The 16,488-nt window shown below is 42.9% G+C and carries 15 protein-coding genes; 9 read left to right on the top strand and 6 right to left on the bottom strand.

All coding sequences use genetic code 11. The features are described from left to right. Positions 1-85 precede the first annotated feature (85 nt). From CAP51_RS05940 to CAP51_RS05925, 4 genes are all read left to right on the top strand, one after another. Positions 86-772, top strand: a complete 687-nt coding sequence (locus tag CAP51_RS05940; protein WP_087619788.1) for a DsbA family oxidoreductase — start codon at positions 86-88, stop codon at positions 770-772. Positions 773-917: 145 nt separating this feature from the next. Continuing rightward, positions 918-1,859, top strand: a complete 942-nt coding sequence (gene gshB / locus CAP51_RS05935) for a glutathione synthase (protein WP_087619903.1) — start codon at positions 918-920, stop codon at positions 1,857-1,859. A 54-nt stretch (positions 1,860-1,913) separates the two neighbouring features. Next, positions 1,914-2,741: a class D beta-lactamase gene (blaOXA, locus tag CAP51_RS05930; RefSeq protein ID WP_087619787.1), complete on the top strand. Its 828-nt coding sequence runs from the start codon at positions 1,914-1,916 to the stop codon at positions 2,739-2,741. A 32-nt stretch (positions 2,742-2,773) separates the two neighbouring features. Beyond that, positions 2,774-3,469 carry an ion channel gene (locus CAP51_RS05925; protein ID WP_087619786.1) on the top strand — a complete coding sequence of 232 codons (696 nt, stop codon included), beginning with the start codon at positions 2,774-2,776 and terminating at the stop codon, positions 3,467-3,469. A 32-nt stretch (positions 3,470-3,501) separates the two neighbouring features. On the opposite strand, the gene CAP51_RS05920 is transcribed toward CAP51_RS05925, so the two are convergent. From CAP51_RS05920 to CAP51_RS05910, 3 genes are read right to left on the bottom strand one after another with little or no spacing between them, the layout of a single operon-like run. Further along, positions 3,502-4,146: a hypothetical protein gene (locus CAP51_RS05920; RefSeq protein WP_087619785.1), complete on the bottom strand. Its 645-nt coding sequence runs from the start codon at positions 4,144-4,146 to the stop codon at positions 3,502-3,504. A gap of 31 nt (positions 4,147-4,177) precedes the next feature. Next, complete coding sequence (locus tag CAP51_RS05915; RefSeq protein ID WP_087619784.1) at positions 4,178-4,591, bottom strand: DNA polymerase III subunit chi; 414 nt, start codon at positions 4,589-4,591, stop codon at positions 4,178-4,180. 9 nt (positions 4,592-4,600) lie between these two features. Further along, positions 4,601-6,043, bottom strand: a complete 1,443-nt coding sequence (locus CAP51_RS05910) for a leucyl aminopeptidase (RefSeq protein ID WP_087619783.1) — start codon at positions 6,041-6,043, stop codon at positions 4,601-4,603. Positions 6,044-6,305: 262 nt separating this feature from the next. Here CAP51_RS05910 and lptF point away from each other — a divergent pair, with 262 nt between their 5' ends. The 4 genes from lptF to CAP51_RS05890 all read left to right on the top strand — a co-directional run bounded on the left by lptF (position 6,306) and on the right by CAP51_RS05890 (position 11,474). Then, a complete protein-coding gene (lptF, locus tag CAP51_RS05905; protein ID WP_087619782.1) occupies positions 6,306-7,415 on the top strand; it encodes an LPS export ABC transporter permease LptF in 1,110 nt (369 codons plus the stop codon). Further along, entirely contained in the window at positions 7,412-8,482 is a 1,071-nt protein-coding gene (gene lptG, locus CAP51_RS05900) for an LPS export ABC transporter permease LptG (RefSeq protein ID WP_087619781.1), read from the top strand. Before lptF ends, lptG begins: the two co-directional genes overlap by 4 nt. Before the next feature lie 83 nt (positions 8,483-8,565). Next, positions 8,566-10,119, top strand: coding sequence for a 2,3-bisphosphoglycerate-independent phosphoglycerate mutase (gpmI, locus tag CAP51_RS05895; protein ID WP_087619780.1), 1,554 nt, complete (start codon positions 8,566-8,568; stop codon positions 10,117-10,119). 8 nt (positions 10,120-10,127) lie between these two features. Continuing rightward, positions 10,128-11,474 (top strand): S41 family peptidase, encoded by a 1,347-nt coding sequence (locus tag CAP51_RS05890; RefSeq protein ID WP_087619779.1) that lies wholly within the window; start codon positions 10,128-10,130, stop codon positions 11,472-11,474. A 5-nt stretch (positions 11,475-11,479) separates the two neighbouring features. On the opposite strand, the gene CAP51_RS05885 is transcribed toward CAP51_RS05890, so the two are convergent. From CAP51_RS05885 to gacA, 3 genes are read right to left on the bottom strand one after another with little or no spacing between them, the layout of a single operon-like run. Continuing rightward, entirely contained in the window at positions 11,480-12,937 is a 1,458-nt protein-coding gene (locus tag CAP51_RS05885; protein WP_087619778.1) for a sigma-54-dependent transcriptional regulator, read from the bottom strand. 20 nt (positions 12,938-12,957) lie between these two features. Further along, positions 12,958-14,535: a sensor histidine kinase gene (locus CAP51_RS05880; protein ID WP_087619777.1), complete on the bottom strand. Its 1,578-nt coding sequence runs from the start codon at positions 14,533-14,535 to the stop codon at positions 12,958-12,960. A 19-nt stretch (positions 14,536-14,554) separates the two neighbouring features. Further along, positions 14,555-15,190 carry a response regulator transcription factor GacA gene (gene gacA, locus CAP51_RS05875; RefSeq protein WP_087619776.1) on the bottom strand — a complete coding sequence of 212 codons (636 nt, stop codon included), beginning with the start codon at positions 15,188-15,190 and terminating at the stop codon, positions 14,555-14,557. 181 nt (positions 15,191-15,371) lie between these two features. Between gacA and CAP51_RS05870 the strand changes: the two genes are divergently transcribed. Then, positions 15,372-16,448: a D-alanyl-D-alanine carboxypeptidase family protein gene (locus CAP51_RS05870; protein WP_425426740.1), complete on the top strand. Its 1,077-nt coding sequence runs from the start codon at positions 15,372-15,374 to the stop codon at positions 16,446-16,448. Positions 16,449-16,488: the final 40 nt, after the last annotated feature.

Genomic DNA, 16,488 nt, shown 5'->3' with positions numbered 1-16,488 from the left:
TTTGCGTAAAGTTTTGTTATAGACTATTTAAAAAGCATAAATGAAGTGACATTAATAACAGATAAATTTGTAATCGAGAATTATCATGCGTGTAGATATCTGGTCAGATGTGGTCTGTCCCTTTTGTTATATTGGTAAAAAACGACTGGAACAGGTGGCTGCCGAAGCAGACGTGACGCTAGATATTCATTGGCATAGTTTCGAGCTGGATCCCAATGCACCAGTGAAACATCAACAATCCAATACAGAACGTCTGGCGCAAAAATATGGGCGTACAGTTGCTCAGATGCAAGAGATGGAACGAAGCATTGCCGAACTTGCTGCAACAGAAGGAATTGATTTTCAATGGCAAAAGGCCAATTCCGGTAATAGTTTTAACGCACATCGAATTATTCATTTGGCTCAGAACAAGGGTTTGGGGAATGAGGCAGAAGAAGCTTTTTTCCATGCCTATATGACTGAAGGGCTGGCGATTGGTGAGCGGGAAGTGGTCGTGCACATTGCCGAACGTATTGGTTTGAGCTCCGTAGATGTGATTGAGGTGCTGGACAGCCAGCAATTTTCCGCAGATGTCCGTCAGGATGAAGCACTTGCACAACAGTTAAATATTACAGGTGTACCATTTTTTGTTTTTGATCAAAAAGTTGGATTATCCGGGGTGCAGGACCGGAGCGTATTTTTACAGGCGTTACAGCAAGCATTGCAACAGTCACAGGTTCCCGAAGCAGCATCTTGTGAAGGGGAACAATGCGAAATCCCTGCAAAATCCTGATGTATTTAAATCATTAGAATGCAGTTAAATGACACACATTGATTTTGCTTTGCGTTAATTTTGCAAAGCAATTACATATTGTGAAATTTCAACCGTTATAATGATCCGCTATACTTGCAAACATTTAAAAAATCGAGTGAAAATCATGCGTGTACTTGTGGTAATGGATCCCATTGAAAACGTCAATTTAAAAAAAGATTCCACCATGGCGATGCTGTGGGCAGCAAGTCGTCGAGGGCATGCGTTGGGTTATGCCTTACAACAGGATTTATATATTGAGCAGGGTAAGGCATTTGGTTTGATCTCTCCTTTGACGGTGTCTGAGGATTACAACGATTATTATACGCTGGGCGAAAAGCAGAAAGAGTCAATCGCCGCTTATGACGTGGTGTTAATGCGTAAAGACCCACCATTCGACATGAATTTTGTCTATACCACTTATATTCTGGAACAGGCAGAACGCGAGGGTGCATGGATTATTAACAAACCACAATCCTTACGGGACTGTAACGAAAAGTTGTTTGCAACACAGTTCCCCGAATTACAGGTGCCGACACTGGTCACCTCACAGCATGGTTTAATTCGTGAGTTCTTGACACAGCATCAGGATGTCATTGTAAAACCACTTGATGGCATGGGTGGCACAGGAATTTTCCGTTTGACTGCCGATGGTGTAAACATTGGTTCAACGCTTGAGATTTTGACACAAAATGGACAACAACCAATTATGGCGCAGCGTTATATCCCGGAAATTGTCGATGGGGATAAACGGATTCTGATGATCAATGGTGAACCAGTGCCATATTGTCTGGCACGTATTCCGCAAAATGGTGAAACCCGGGGTAATCTGGCGGCTGGCGGTAAGGGTGAAGCGCGTCCTCTCACCGAAAATGATAAAAAAATTGCAGCAAAAGTTGGACCATTTTTAAAAGCAAAAGGATTAGTATTTGTCGGTCTGGATGTAATTGGGGATTTTGTTACAGAAATTAATGTCACCAGTCCAACCTGTATTCGGGAAATTGACCATCAATTTGGGACTTCAATTGCCGATGATTTATTCGATGTGCTTGAACAGGGTCGTGAGTAATCATTTATCATACCCATTCGAAAATTTTTTGAATAAATTGGAAAAAGTAATTCTATGAATAAAGTATTATTGATCGGTGGTGTGTGTCTAGCTCTAAGTTTATCTGCTTGCCAACATGCACCTACCCAACGAGATACTGTCGTCAGTCAGCAGCAAATTCAACAGATTCAACATGATTTTCAAACCCATGCCATTGATGGGGTTATGACCATTTATAATGGACAAAGCTTTGCAAATTTTGGCAGTGATGTGGATCGTGCCACACAGCAATATATCCCTGCTTCAACCTTTAAAATATTGAATGCCCTGATTGGACTAGAGCATGGCAAAGTGACCAGTTCGGAAGTGTTTAAATGGGATGGGCAAAAACGCAGTTTTCCAGCTTGGGAAAAAGACATGACGCTGGCACAGGCGATGCAGGCATCGGCAGTACCGGTTTATCAGGAGTTGGCACGTAGAATTGGTCTACCATTGATGGCCAGCGAAGTCAAAAGAGTCGGTTATGGCAACCAAAATATTGGTACTCAAGTGGATAATTTCTGGCTGGTTGGGCCACTCACCATTAGTCCCGAACAGGAAGCAAAATTTGCTTATCAATTGGCTAACCAACAGCTGGCCTTCTCCAAAAATGTCCAACAGCAAGTCCAGCAGATGATATTGATTGAGGAAAAGCAGGGTTATAAGTTGTATGCCAAAAGTGGTTGGGGCATGGATGTTGAACCAATGGTGGGTTGGTATACGGGCTGGGTCGAACAGCCTAATGGGAAAGTTCAGGCATTTTCGCTCAATATGACGATGCAAAAAGACAGCTCGCCAAAAACCAGACAAACGTTGACAATCTCTACGTTAAAAACCTTAAAGTTACTCCCAGAGAATTTTTAATACATTTTGATTCATAAATTTTAGGTGCAACGATGGTTAAGCAGTTTTTGTTGTCATTCTGGCATAGCTTAAAACTCTTGCCATCGGCTTGGTTGTTATTGGTTCAGTTGCTGATTCTATTGCTTGCACCTTTTACCAACCATAGTGTGGCCAATAGTGCTGTGTCATGGACGTTGTCTGCAATTGCCCTATTACTGGTGGCAAAAATCATGCGCACGACAACTGTGTATACGACGGTGACGGTGATTAGCATTGCACCGGCATTGTGCCTTTCGATTGCTGTTGCGCTGGGATTTGACAGTAAATGGATGGTGATCAGTGCCAATTTATTTGAAGCCTTTGCTTATATGTATGCTGCCTATGGTTTATCACGTTATATGTTCCATGACAGATATCTGACCCGTGATGAATTATTTGCCGCAGCGTGTGTCTTTACCCTGATGGTCTGGTCATTTGCATTTTTATATAGTGCATGTCAGGCATGGGATTATCATAGTTTTAATTTGGTACAGGATACAGCACGTTCCTGGTTAGGCTTGTTATATTTAAGTTTTAGTGTGCAATCGGGCACTGGCTTGAGTGATATCTATCCACAAGCAGATATTGCACGGGTGATTGTATCGTTACAGATGTTTTGTGGGGTTATGTATCTGACCCTGATTGTATCGCGGTTGATTGCCTTGCAATATATTAAACATCTACCTCGATCCAAGGATGATGATCAATAAGCTTGTCTTAATTTTTCGACAATATATAAAGATCAGTGCTGTTGTTGAAGAATGATTTCAATTTCTTCCTGTGCAGCGGCTTTGAGCTTTTCCCGCAATTGTTGCAAGGTCTGTTCGATATAATATTCGGCTTCAAGTTCCAGTCGGGTTTTTAAATCGTCCACTTGCGGGGAACTTGCAAGCTGCTCTACAGTGGCACTGCTATTTTGCTTATCCTGATTAAATTGCTTGACTTGTGTGACATCAAATTTAGCAATTTGTACGGTGGTTTGATGCGCGACCTGTTGCTGTAAATCTTTGGCAAATTGCTGCAAATATTCATTCTGCTGCTGTTCTTTGACACGATCCTGTGCCTCAATGGCCGCAATCTCTGCTTGTTGTTGCGCGCGCTTATCCGCCAAAGCCTGTTCTAGAGCGGCCTGACGTTGCCGTTTGCGTTCTTCAGCAAGACGGGCCTGTTCGGCCAGAATCTCCTGTTTAAGCTGGCTGTAGGCCTGATCAATCATATGACGATTGCGCTGTTGCAACAAAACTTCCTGATGTTGCCATTTGTTGATCTGTGTATCAGGTTCTAATAGCGCACAAATAAATTTTAATTCGTCGCAATACGTCTGGCGCACAGTTTCGGGCGTCGCTAACCAACGTTGTTTGAAGTTGTCCCCCACATTTAACGCCACGACTTTGCTCCTTTTCGCCTAAATGAAAAAATTAAATTTTATGTACGTTGGGTTCAATTCCAAGTTTGCGATAGAATTTAAACGCTTCCCGTGCAAGTTGTTTATCTTGCTCATTATTACCGACGATTTCAATCAAATGAAGCGCCGAATGTGGTAATTCGGTAATATTCATGGGCTGACCTGACAAATTGATACAGACCTCAAAAGTTGGATTGGGTGGTGTTAAAGACAGACAAATTTGTGCATCCTGTTGATCGATGCCATGACCAATAAAGCTGCTTTGATCGAATTGCCAGAGTTGCAAATCAAATTCTTCACATGCCTGTTGATCGGCAAAATACAGCCAGATGCGATGTTTTTTATAAATTTGCTGACACAAACGGCAAGCCAGATCGACTTGCCGCTGCGGTTTTTTCTCGATCAGATAAAAACTGATTTTATGCATAAAACCGGCTTATCCTTGTGCACGATTGGCGAGGAATTGCATTAACAAAGGGACAGGGCGACCAGTTGCACCTTTTTGTGCGCCAGACAGCCATGCAGTGCCGGCAATATCAAGATGTGCCCAGCGATAGTCTTTGGTATAGCGTTGCAGGAAACATGCCGCTGTAATAGCACCACCAGTTGGTCCACCAATATTGCCCATATCGGCAAAAGGCGAATCCAGAAGTTCCTGATAATCCTCCAGCACAGGCATACGCCATACCCGGTCAAAGCTTTGTTCACCAGCACTGATCAGTTCCTGCGCCAGTGCATTATCTGGGCTGAATAATCCGCTTAATACTTTGCCGAGTGCGACTACACAGGCTCCGGTCAGGGTTGCAATATCGATCACCAGCTCTGGGTCATAGCGTTTGATATAGGTTAAGGTATCGCACAGCACCAAACGACCTTCGGCATCAGTATTTAGGATTTCCACGGTTTGACCACTCAGCGTGGTGACAATATCCCCAGGACGTGTTGCATGTGCAGACGGCATATTTTCTGCACAGGCCAAAGCACCCACCACATGGATTGGTAAACGGCTTTCACATAGTGCACGAATCACCCCTAATACCGTGGCAGCACCACACATATCAAATTTCATTTCATCCATGGTTGCAGCAGGTTTAAGCGAAATACCACCTGTATCAAAGGTTACCCCTTTACCGACCAGTACCACAGGTTTTTCTTCACGCTGTGCCGCATATTCCAGTATTACAATGCGACCCGGGCGATCTGAACCCTTGCTGACTGCGAGGAATGCATTCATGCCCAGATCGGTCATGTCCTGTTCGGTAAGTACCGTCACTTTAAGCAGGTCTGGAAATTCATTGGCCAATTCAAGTGCCTGCTCGGCCAGATATTCGGGAAAACAGACATTGCCGGGTGTATTACCCAAATTACGGGTATAACTTTGTCCTGTGCTGATGGCTTCAATCAGCGCAAGTTTTTCGCTATTCAGGCTGCTAGCTGCCTGATAAAAACTGATTTGAGCGAGTTTATTATCAACTTTTTTGGATTTGAACTGGTCAAAACTATAATTGGCTTGCGCCAGTGCCAGTGCAAATGTTGCTTGGTAGTCCTCTGCCAGAGCAGACAGATCAATTACGATGCTTTCGGCTTTCTTTTGTACTGTCTTGATAATGGTCTGTGCCAGTTTTGTCACTTTGCTCGCACTGAGTTCTGCGGTATCGCCTAACCCTGCCAGATAAAGAACGGCATTACGTGGACTTTGTTGTAATGCGGGTTGTAAATCGTTGAATTTTGCCTGAAATTGGCTCGCTTCTAGCCATTTATCTAGTTGATTAAATTGATATTGCTCAAGTTGTTGTGGAATATTTTCTGGATGTAGCAGGGTGATAAGTAGAGGAGAGCTGCTTAAATCTGAGCTTTCTGTTAACAGTGAAAATTTCATATCAATCTCTATATTTCGATCGCAGGGAATTGCGTGTTTTAACATAAATATACCGCTTTATTGTGCTTCTGCAAAATAACAATAGTTCTATATTTTGTGCAATCAGGTAAACTAGGCAACATTTGCAAAATATGTTGCGTCCAAAATCATTCGCAACTTAACTGTTTTATCCGGATCTGTAAGCAATTCATCAGTATATAGCCGATGAACGATCGACAAGTTCCATTTTTTATATTTAGATCACTCTTGTGAGGACCACTCCTTGATCATCACACGTTATTTAGTCAAACAAGTTGTCATAACCTCATCCGTTGTGGTGGCACTGCTTACCCTAGTGATGATGGGAGGGCGTTTAATTAAATATTTTGGTGTGGCTGCACAAGGACGTCTAGATGTCAGTGTACTGTTTAGCATCATTGGATTTCGTCTACCCGAATTTTTAACCCTGATTGTGCCCTTGGGCTTTTTTGTGGGATTGATGTTGGTATTTGGGCGTTTATATGTCGATCATGAAATGGCTGTACTTAACAGTAGCGGCATCAGTCGTGGTCAGCTTGGGCGTAAGTTATTACCGCTGGCTGTGGTGATTCTGGTGATACAGATGTTGTTGATGATGGTCATTTCGCCATGGGGAAATCGCCAGTTTGATCAATTGACCATGACTCAGGCAGTACGTAGCGGTTTTGATCTGGTTCGTCCCAAAGAGTTTATTTCCAGTGGACCCTATACCATTTATGCCGGTGATTTGTCGGAAGATCGACGCAGTTTAAAAGATATTTTCTTCTATCAAAAAGCCAAAGAAGCAGGTAAGCCTGATGTGATTATCCTTGCCAAGGAAGCACAACGTGTGGTGTCCGATGTAGGGCATGCCAGCGTGGTCGATTTACATCAGGGACGACGTTATAGTTTTATCCCTGGGCAGGCTAAATATTTACAGGCTGAGTTTGAAACCTATCGTTTGCGACTCGAAGCAGAAGATGATCAAGAAATCGAGGCGCAACGTTTAGAGTCTATGACCATGTCACAGCTTTGGGATAAACGTCAGGGTAATCCGGTGATTATGAGTGAGCTTGGCTGGCGTGTGTTTGGTGGATTTGTCATCATTCTGGCATTAATGCTGGCTGTGCCTTTATCCGAAGTCAGTCCAAGGCAGGGGCGTTATTATCGTTTATTTCCTGCCATTATGATTTTTGCCAGTTTGATTGTTGCCATGATGGCGGTTAAAACTCGAATGACCAAAGGTGAGCTGGGAGTTTGGGCATATCCTGTAGTACTGCTTATTTATACCGCAGTGGCATGGTTTTTTGCGCGTAAACAGGAGCTTGCACCCAAGATTAAACAACGTCTGGCAAGAGGGAAAGGTTCAGTATGAGTTCTAATCGAATTTTATCCCGGCATGTGGTGAAAAACACTGGTCTTGCCATGCTTGGTGCAGTCAGTATCTTGTTATTACTGCAAATGCTGTTTGGTTATCTGGCCGAGCTGGGCGATTTAAATGAACATTATAATGCATGGAATGCCTTGCAATATGTGTTCTGGGATGCGCCAAGTAAGCTATTGGAGTTGTTACCAATTGCGGCCCTGATCGGTGCGGTGATAGGTCTGGGTAGCATGGCCTCCAATAGTGAACTGGTGGTGATGCGTTCGGTTGGGGTGAGTTTGTGGCGTATTGTCGGCTGGACCTTAAGACCGGCATTACTGCTGATCATCTTGTCCTTTGTGCTGAGTCAATGGGTTCTTCCTTATACCAATGAACATGCCAAACTGACAAAAAAAGAAAATTATGCCGCCTCTTTGGGTACGGTAAGGGGCTATTGGACCCGGGAAGATCAGCGGTTTATTTATATTGATTATGCCAATGCACAGGGTCATCTGAATAATATTCAGGTCATGGACTTTGATCAGAATTATCGGCTGGTTTCTACCATCAATGCCGAGCAGGGACAATTTGAACAAGGTCAGCAATGGCGTTTAAAAAATGTTAAACAGGTGGATATTTTTCCACAGGGCAATGCACAGCAGTCGATTCGTAGCGAAGAACCTCTACCTTTGGCATTACAACCGAAATATGTGCATATGGTGACGGTTGATCCAGAAGATCTGGCACCTAGTCACTTATTAAGTCTGATGAGCTATATGCATGAATATAGTCAGGTGCCGAAAAAATATGAACTGGCTTTTTGGAAAAAAGTTGCTTCCCCGCTGAGTTTGATTGCTTTGGTGGTGGTGGCATGTTCATTTATTTTTGGCCCCTTGCGTCAACAATCGATGGGATTTCGTCTGGTGATCGCACTGTTTACAGGGCTTGGATTTTATTACATACAGGATTTTCTGGGCTATGCCAGTCTAGTATATAGCCCTTCTGCGGCATGGTTTGTATTTGTGCCGATTGTATTTTTACTGGGTGTAGGGGCGTATTTGCTGCACCGGGTACGTTAGCGTGTTGAGAATTATTTAATGACTTTAACCCGTAAAATTGGGTAAAATTGCATAACTTTTAAACCGATGATGGACGATTAAGAATGACCGATGTAGCGATGCATAAAATTCCACATGTTTTGGTAATTATGGATGGTGTTGGACATCGTGAGGATGTAAAAGATAATGCTTTCCTTGCGGCAAAAACACCAAACCTGATAGCAATGCAAAGCAATCATCCGCATAGCTTAATCTCTGGTTCCGGTGAAGATGTCGGTTTACCTGATGGTCAGATGGGCAACTCGGAAGTTGGTCATATGAATTTGGGTGCTGGTCGAGTGCTGTATCAGGATTTTACCCGGATCACCAAAGATATTCGTGATGGTGCATTCTTTGAACATGAAGTGTTGATCGATGCGGTTGAAAAAGCGAAAAGTGCAGGTGGTGCAGTCCATATTATTGGTTTGTTGTCACATGGTGGTGTGCATTCGCATGAAGACCATATCGCAGCAATGTGTGAACTGGCATTAAAACGTGGTGCCAAAGTCTATTTGCATGCATTCCTTGATGGCCGCGATACACCACCAAAAAGTGCAGAACCGACCTTAAAACGGTTTGATGCCTTATTTGCACAATATCCAGGACAGGGACGTATTGCGACTTTAATTGGGCGTTATTTTGCCATGGATCGTGATAATCGCTGGGATCGTGTGGAACAGGCTTATCGCTTATTGACCGAAGGTGAAGCGGTGCGTGTGGTAGACAGCGCGCTAGAAGGTCTGCAACAGGCTTATACCGCAGAAGAAACGGATGAGTTTGTTAAAGCTACACGTATTGGTGATATTGCCAAAGTTCAAGATGGCGATAGCGTGGTGTTTATGAACTTCCGTGCCGATCGTGCGCGTGAGTTAACCCGTGCTTTTGTCGAAAAAGACTTTGACGGTTTTGCGCGTAAAGTCGTGCCACAGTTATCCAAATTTGTCATGCTAACGCGTTATCAGGCTACTATTGATGCGCCTGTTGCCTATATGCCGGAACCCTTGGTAAATTCTCTGGGAGAATATCTGTCAAATCTGGGTAAAACCCAATTACGTATTGCAGAAACAGAAAAATATGCGCATGTCACATTTTTCTTTAGTGGCGGACGAGAAGACGAATATCCGGGTGAAACTCGTATTCTGATTCCTTCCCCGAATGTTGCGACCTATGATCTAAAACCGGAAATGAGTGCTTATGAAGTCACTGATAAACTGGTGGAGGCTATTAATTCTGGTAAATATGACTTATTGGTTGTCAATTATGCCAATGGTGATATGGTTGGTCATACAGGTGTGTTCGATGCCGCGGTAAAAGCCGTTGAAGCTGTCGATACTAGTCTTGGACGGGTATATGATGCGGTGATGGCAAATCATGGTCATATGATTGTGACTGCCGATCATGGTAATGTCGAGCAGATGCAGGATTATGACAGTGGTCAAGTACATACTCAGCACACGACCGAGTTGGTACCTTTTATTTATGTAGGACCTACGACGGCGACCATTCTGGAAGGTGGTGTTTTGGCAGATGTTGCACCAACTTTATTGAATTTAATGAATATTCCTGCACCTGCGGAAATGCAAGGGCGTAATTTGATTCAATTGCCAAATCAATCATAGGAAAAATTATGTCGAACAAGCTGTATCTTAGTGGTGGTTTACTGGTTCTAAGCGTCAGCTTGTGTTTCGGCATCGTATATGCAGCACCGACCGTCATGCAAAAAAGAGCGGCGACTGAAACAAAGTCTACAGACATTGAGCAAATAGCAACTGGACAGACAGGATTAGGGCAAAACCTTGCGCAGCCCGCACCTAAGCAAATTGTATCTACAATATCCGAACAAGATGATGAATTAAGTCTGAATGAGGCGGAAACGGATCAGGAGGATATGGATCAGGTCGAAGATGTACCGATTGAGCAGATTCGAAACTTTATCGAAACATTCCAGATCATTAAAGACAATTATGTTGATCCATTAACCAACACCGAACTTTTTGAAAATGCCATGCATGGTTTGGCAGAACGTTTGGATCCTTATTCTCGTTATCTGGATGCCGAACATTATAAGCAATTACTGGATTTTACCGAGGGACAGATTGCCGAACCGCAATTGAGCTTGCAGTTCAATGCAGATCAACAAAACTGGCAATTGAACAAAATCGTCCGAAATTCTGATAATTATCGTCAAGGGCTTCGGGATGGTCAGATTGTTGAACGAATTAATGGGGTAAATATTCAGGCTTTGGATGGACGTAGTCTGAGAAGTATGTTGACAGGTACTTTCGGTAGCACTCTGAGTTTAAGAGTGAAAACCGATGAAAAAGTACAAACGGTTGAGGTGGTACGTGATCAGCAATTAAATTATGATGTCGAACCATTTTTGACAGATGATCGTATTCTGGTAATCCGCATTAAGGCATTTCAACAGGATACTACGGCACAGGTTCAGGAGATTATTAAGATCTATCAGCAACGTACTACGATTCGTGGCTTGTTGATTGACATTCGTGATAATCCGGGGGGTTTGCTCTCTGCTGCGGTTGATCTGGCAGATTTATTTCTGGAACAGGGTTTGATTGTTACCACCAAAGGCCGCATTGATCCACCACAAAAATTTCAGGCACTCCCCAGTCAGAATCCGATTAATTACCCAATTGCCATTTTACAAAACCGTTTCTCTGCTTCGGCTGCCGAAGTATTTTCAGCTGCATTAAAAGAACAAAATCGTGCCTTAGTACTGGGTGAGACCAGTTATGGCAAAGGGGCAATCCAGAAATTATTTCCCTTAAAACAGGGTGCATTGCAGTTAACGGTGGCGCTTTATTATACCCCGCAAGGACATTTGATTGAGGGTAAGGGTATTGAGCCAAATGAAACGCTTAATATCAGCCGATCCTTAACGGATCAGCAGATTTTAAATCAGGCGGTCATTTCTTTTGAGCGTAGTTTGGTGAACCGTAGCAGTAATCCTTAAAGGATTTATTCTTCGTCACTGTCGAGTTCAAACTTTTTTAGGCGATAACGCAGTGAACGAAAACTCATGCCCAGTTTTTTGGCTGCCAGTGTTCTATTCCAGTGAGTTGAATCCAGTGCCTGAATCAGTAAGCGTTTTTCGATATTGGCGAGATATTCTTCCAGACCTTCTTTAGGTAAGGCTGTTTTACTCGACTGTGCCAGAATATCCAGTTCATCATGTTGTGGTGCTTGCGGTATATTTTCTGCATGTGATGAAGCTGGCTGTGTTGGGCATGGTGCAGGATTTTGACAGCGTAAGCCTTGAATATGCTCGATTTGTATTGTATTCGATTCACACAAAGTGACTGCACGTTCCATGACATTGCGTAATTCACGCACATTACCGTCATAGTAGCCTTGCAATAAATATTCCTTGGCTTTGCTGGAAAGCTGCATGGTATCCAATTGCCAATCCTGACAAATTTGTTGCAGAAAATGCTCGGCCAGTAGAATGATGTCATCACCGCGTTCACGTAATGGCGGGATTTTTACATCAATTACATGAATGCGAAAGAACAGATCCTGACGGAACTTACCTTCTTGCACCATTTGTTCAATATCTTTATGGGTTGCGCTCAGGATACGAATATCAACACTTATTTCCTGATCACTGCCAATCGGACGAATTTTCTTTTCCTGTATTGCCCGTAACAGTTTGACTTGCATGGCCAAAGGTAGATCGGCAATTTCATCCAGAAATAATGTTCCGCCATTGGCTGCTTGAAACAAGCCGATTTTGTCCTGTTGCGCCCCGGTAAAGCTACCTTTTTTATGTCCGAAAAATTCACTTTCCATCAATTCTTGTGGAATCGCACCGCAGTTTACCGGAATAAACGGCCCTTCATTACGATTACTCAGTTGATGAATCAAACGCGCTACCACTTCTTTACCTGTGCCGGATTCACCAGAAATATAGACGGGTGCCTGCGAGCGGGAAAGTTTGTGCAAAGTGCGTTTAAGATTCTGAATAGTCTCAGAATTCCCTAGCAACATCTGATTTTCAATTTGCAGATCTAGATCGCTGATAGGGTTAATGCTGCTTTTTAGAGCCTGTTCCAGCAGATTTTTTAATTGTAACTGTTGAATAGGTTTACTGACAAAATCGAAGGCACCTGCTTTTAAGGCAGAAATTGCCACATCCATATTGCCATAGGCACTAATCACCGCGACCGGCAACTGACTATACTGTTGATTAATGTATTGTACCAACTCGATACCATTGCCATCTGGCAGGTTAAGATCGGTCAGACAAAGTTGAAACTGATGCTGTTTTAATTGTTGCTTGGCATCTTGTACATTTTCAGCAGTAACACAATCTACCCCTAAACGGCTTAAGGTCATTTGCATTAATAAACGTAAATCTTCTTCATCATCTACAATTAAGGCGAGTGGTCGACCATTAGGCTGATTTGTCTGTGTCATAAATTACAGTCCATAAAACACTAATTGTTGTTACTGGCTAGGCATTCTATACGAAAACATGCCCCTTGTGTTTGTGCAACATACTTCAAACGTGCATGATTTGCTTCACAAAATGTTTTGGATAGATATAAACCCAGACCTGTCCCATCCGTGGCAGTACTGTGAAAAGGTTCAAACAGATTATGTTGTTGCTGTGCCGGAACACCACTGCCTTGATCGATCACATTAATAAACACATTATCACCTGCATGATGTGCCTGAATCTGTATCTTACTGTCAGGTTGCTGCTCATGGCCATGTCGAATGGCGTTGCGAATTAAATTAATCAATACCAGACGTAATTGATGTGGATCGAAATAGACAGATAAATATTCTTCGATGTTGAGCTGTAAAAATTGCTGGATATCCGATAAATCTTCCTGAATAAAACTTTGTAGCCAACTTGATAATGCAATGTCTTCCGGCAAAGTATGATTCTGCCGTGACATATTGAGGGTATCTTCAATAATGCGGTTGATACGCAGGCATTGTTTATGAATCATATTGGTCAGTAATTTTTGTTGTTCTATCTGATCTTCAGCAATCAATTCATTGGCTTGTGAAATTGCTGCCAGCGGATTACGGATCTCATGGGCGATACTGGCAGAAAGTTGACCTAAGGACGCCAGTTTAAGCTGTTGCACATGCTGATTAATACGTTGCAGGCTCTCAAAAATCAGCAGAGTAAACTGTTGTTGCTGTGTGGCGATGGGACGATATTGTACCGAAATGCCTGCCGCATCGGGTTCGGAGAAATAATGAAAAATACCACGAATACTTTGCTGTGATTGCTGTTTCAGTTCCTGATAGAGTTTTTTTTGAATGTTGTTTAAATTTTTATGTTGTTGCAGGGATTGAATGGTTAGACCCAGTAACAGACGTGCAGCTTCATTTAAGGTAATAATATCGCCATTGTCATCAATGACCATAAAACCAGTATCAAGCTGCTCGATAATACTTTGATTAATATTTTGCAGCTGGATAATTTCCTTGCGCTGATCGACTGCCAGCGTTTCTACAAATTGCAGACGTTTTACCGCAATTTGTCCTAGTGCATAGGTACTGAGAAATACCAGTGTTACCAGAGCAGAACTGCCAATAAAAGAAATTTGCGTGCCGTCAAAGATACTGAAAAAGAATTGCTGGTATACCACCGCAATCACACTTAATAAGGTCAGTGTCAATGCTTTACGCGGCGTAACCAGCATGGTCGCTGCCAAGACCACCACCATATATAACAATACGATGGCAATATTTGGACCGGAACTTAAAAAGAGAATCAATGTGATATGAATGACATCGATAATTAGATAAGCAAAAATTTGTTCCTGTAGTTTTTTTTGATAAAACTTAAACGTAAAAAAATTGATGATACACAGGGACAGGTAAATACTGCTAATGGCGATATACAGTAGAGGATTACGTGCGCCAATAATCAGATTGTCCATGGTCAGCAACAAGATACTGAACAAACCAATGGACAGTAACAAACGATAACTGGTATAGGATGAACCTAAACGATAGAGAGTATCCAGTCGTGTGTATTGCCTGAGTGCCATAGTCTTCTAGTGATGAAAATTATGGTTTGATTAAACCATAACGAATCGCAAGATGGGTGAGTTTTACATCACTGTCGACATTAAGCTTTTCAAAGATTCGGTAGCGGTAAGTATTGACAGTTTTAACGCTGACAAAAAGTTTATCTGCAATTTCCTGCGCACTAATGCAATTGACCACCATTAATGCCACCTGCATTTCACGTTCCGATAAGGCATTGAATGGCGACTGCTGGGTATCGGAAAGATAAGAACTTGCCAGTTGTTCTGCAATATCTGCACTAAAGTATTTGCCGCCCTGCATGACTTTTTTGATTGCCCGAACCATCTCGGTTAATGGCGCACCTTTGGTAATATAACCTTTTGCACCGGCTTTTAATAATAAAGAAGGGTAGGGTTCTTCGGCCAAACCACTGACAGCCAATACATGGGTATTGGGAACACTTTGCAATAAACGGCGTGTTGTTTCGACACCACCGATACCCGGCATATTGACATCAAGGAGAACGACATCGGGTTCTAGCTGTCTGGCCAGTTGAATGGCTTCTTCTCCAGATTCGGCCTGACCAATCACTTGAATTTCATCATGGTCTTCAAGCATTCGACAAATACCTGTACGAACCAGCTCATGATCATCAACAACTAAGACTGAGATCACACTTTTCTCCCATTCAAACTATTTTTTTGTTACATTAAGCAAAATTCGCTTGCAATTTCACCACAAATCTAGCAATCCTTATACAGTAGTCTCAAACCCAACAAATTTCTGCCGATGTTTTAATGCAATTTGCATCCTTCAAAACATCTTCGCAGCTCGTGATGACGCAGGAAGCAGAGATATGATGAAAAGTAGTGAGAGTGTAATGCATAAAGACAAACAGCAGTCCAAAAAAATTGTTAGCGCTATCAGCTTGCTTGTGGCAAGTGCGTTGACATGTAGTATGAGTTTTGCCGAAGTTATTGTTCAACAAAAGACTTCGCCATCTGTTGCCTGGTCGGATGCTCAGGTGGGTCAGTTCCTGTCCAATGATCAACCCAGTGCGCAATTGACAACTGAGATCAAACGTACAGACACACAGCAATCAAACACCACCATTAACAATAACACGCTTACCAGCAAATATCCAACTACGGCGACCAGCGGCTATAGCAGTGCTTATTTACAGCCAAATGTGAATGCACGAGCAGCGATTGTGATGGATGCTCAGACAGGTGAAGTACTTTTTGGTAAAAATGCCAATACTGCGCTACCCATTGCTTCCATTACCAAAGTCATGACGGCTGTTGTTACAGCTGATGCACGTCTGGATATGTCTGAACGCATTACCTTGCAACCGATCGATTTTGCTGGTGCAGGCGGGAAAAATTCAAGCTCTACCTTGCGTTCAGGCGATGTCATGAATCGTGCAGAATTGCTTTTGGCAGCATTGATGAAGTCTGAAAATCCAGCCGCAGCAGCTCTGGCACGGACTTATCCGGGCGGTCGTAGCGCTTTTATTGCGGCAATGAATACTAAAGCCCGTCAACTGGGTATGAATTCTACCCGTTATGTAGAATCGACAGGTCTAGACCCTAACAATGTTGCATCAGCACGAGACTTGGCGATTTTAGTGAGTGCGGCATCACAATATGGTCTGATTCGCCAGTTCTCTACAACGCCAAATTATGATTTTAACCTGGGCTATCGTGTATTGAAATCAAACAATACCAATGCACTCGTACGTAATGGGGGATGGAACATTAACCTGTCCAAAACAGGTTACATTAACGAAGCGGGACGCTGTGTAGTGATGGAAACGACGGTTAATCAACGTCCGGCTGTGATCGTCTTACTGGGTGCGAGTACCACCGAAGCACGTAATAATGATGCTACCAGTTTATTAACTTGGTTAAGTAGCGGAATTAAATCACTTTAACAGACAATTTGTATTACTCAACTCTCTAGCTGAACTGGTC

The sequence above is a fragment of the Acinetobacter populi genome (assembly GCF_002174125.1).
Classification (GTDB): domain Bacteria; phylum Pseudomonadota; class Gammaproteobacteria; order Pseudomonadales; family Moraxellaceae; genus Acinetobacter; species Acinetobacter populi.
This window is presented reverse-complemented; position numbering and strand designations above follow the sequence as displayed.

Coding starts and splice junctions, on each gene's coding strand:
- CAP51_RS05940 (WP_087619788.1), top strand. CDS start 86: ATGCGTGTAGATATCTGGTCAGATGTGGTCTGTCCCTTTTGTTATATT.
- gshB (WP_087619903.1), top strand. CDS start 918: ATGCGTGTACTTGTGGTAATGGATCCCATTGAAAACGTCAATTTAAAA.
- blaOXA (WP_087619787.1), top strand. CDS start 1,914: ATGAATAAAGTATTATTGATCGGTGGTGTGTGTCTAGCTCTAAGTTTA.
- CAP51_RS05925 (WP_087619786.1), top strand. CDS start 2,774: ATGGTTAAGCAGTTTTTGTTGTCATTCTGGCATAGCTTAAAACTCTTG.
- CAP51_RS05915 (WP_087619784.1), bottom strand. CDS start 4,591: ATGCATAAAATCAGTTTTTATCTGATCGAGAAAAAACCGCAGCGGCAA.
- CAP51_RS05910 (WP_087619783.1), bottom strand. CDS start 6,043: ATGAAATTTTCACTGTTAACAGAAAGCTCAGATTTAAGCAGCTCTCCT.
- lptG (WP_087619781.1), top strand. CDS start 7,412: ATGAGTTCTAATCGAATTTTATCCCGGCATGTGGTGAAAAACACTGGT.
- gpmI (WP_087619780.1), top strand. CDS start 8,566: ATGACCGATGTAGCGATGCATAAAATTCCACATGTTTTGGTAATTATG.
- CAP51_RS05890 (WP_087619779.1), top strand. CDS start 10,128: ATGTCGAACAAGCTGTATCTTAGTGGTGGTTTACTGGTTCTAAGCGTC.
- CAP51_RS05885 (WP_087619778.1), bottom strand. CDS start 12,937: ATGACACAGACAAATCAGCCTAATGGTCGACCACTCGCCTTAATTGTA.
- CAP51_RS05880 (WP_087619777.1), bottom strand. CDS start 14,535: ATGGCACTCAGGCAATACACACGACTGGATACTCTCTATCGTTTAGGT.
- CAP51_RS05870 (WP_425426740.1), top strand. CDS start 15,372: ATGATGAAAAGTAGTGAGAGTGTAATGCATAAAGACAAACAGCAGTCC.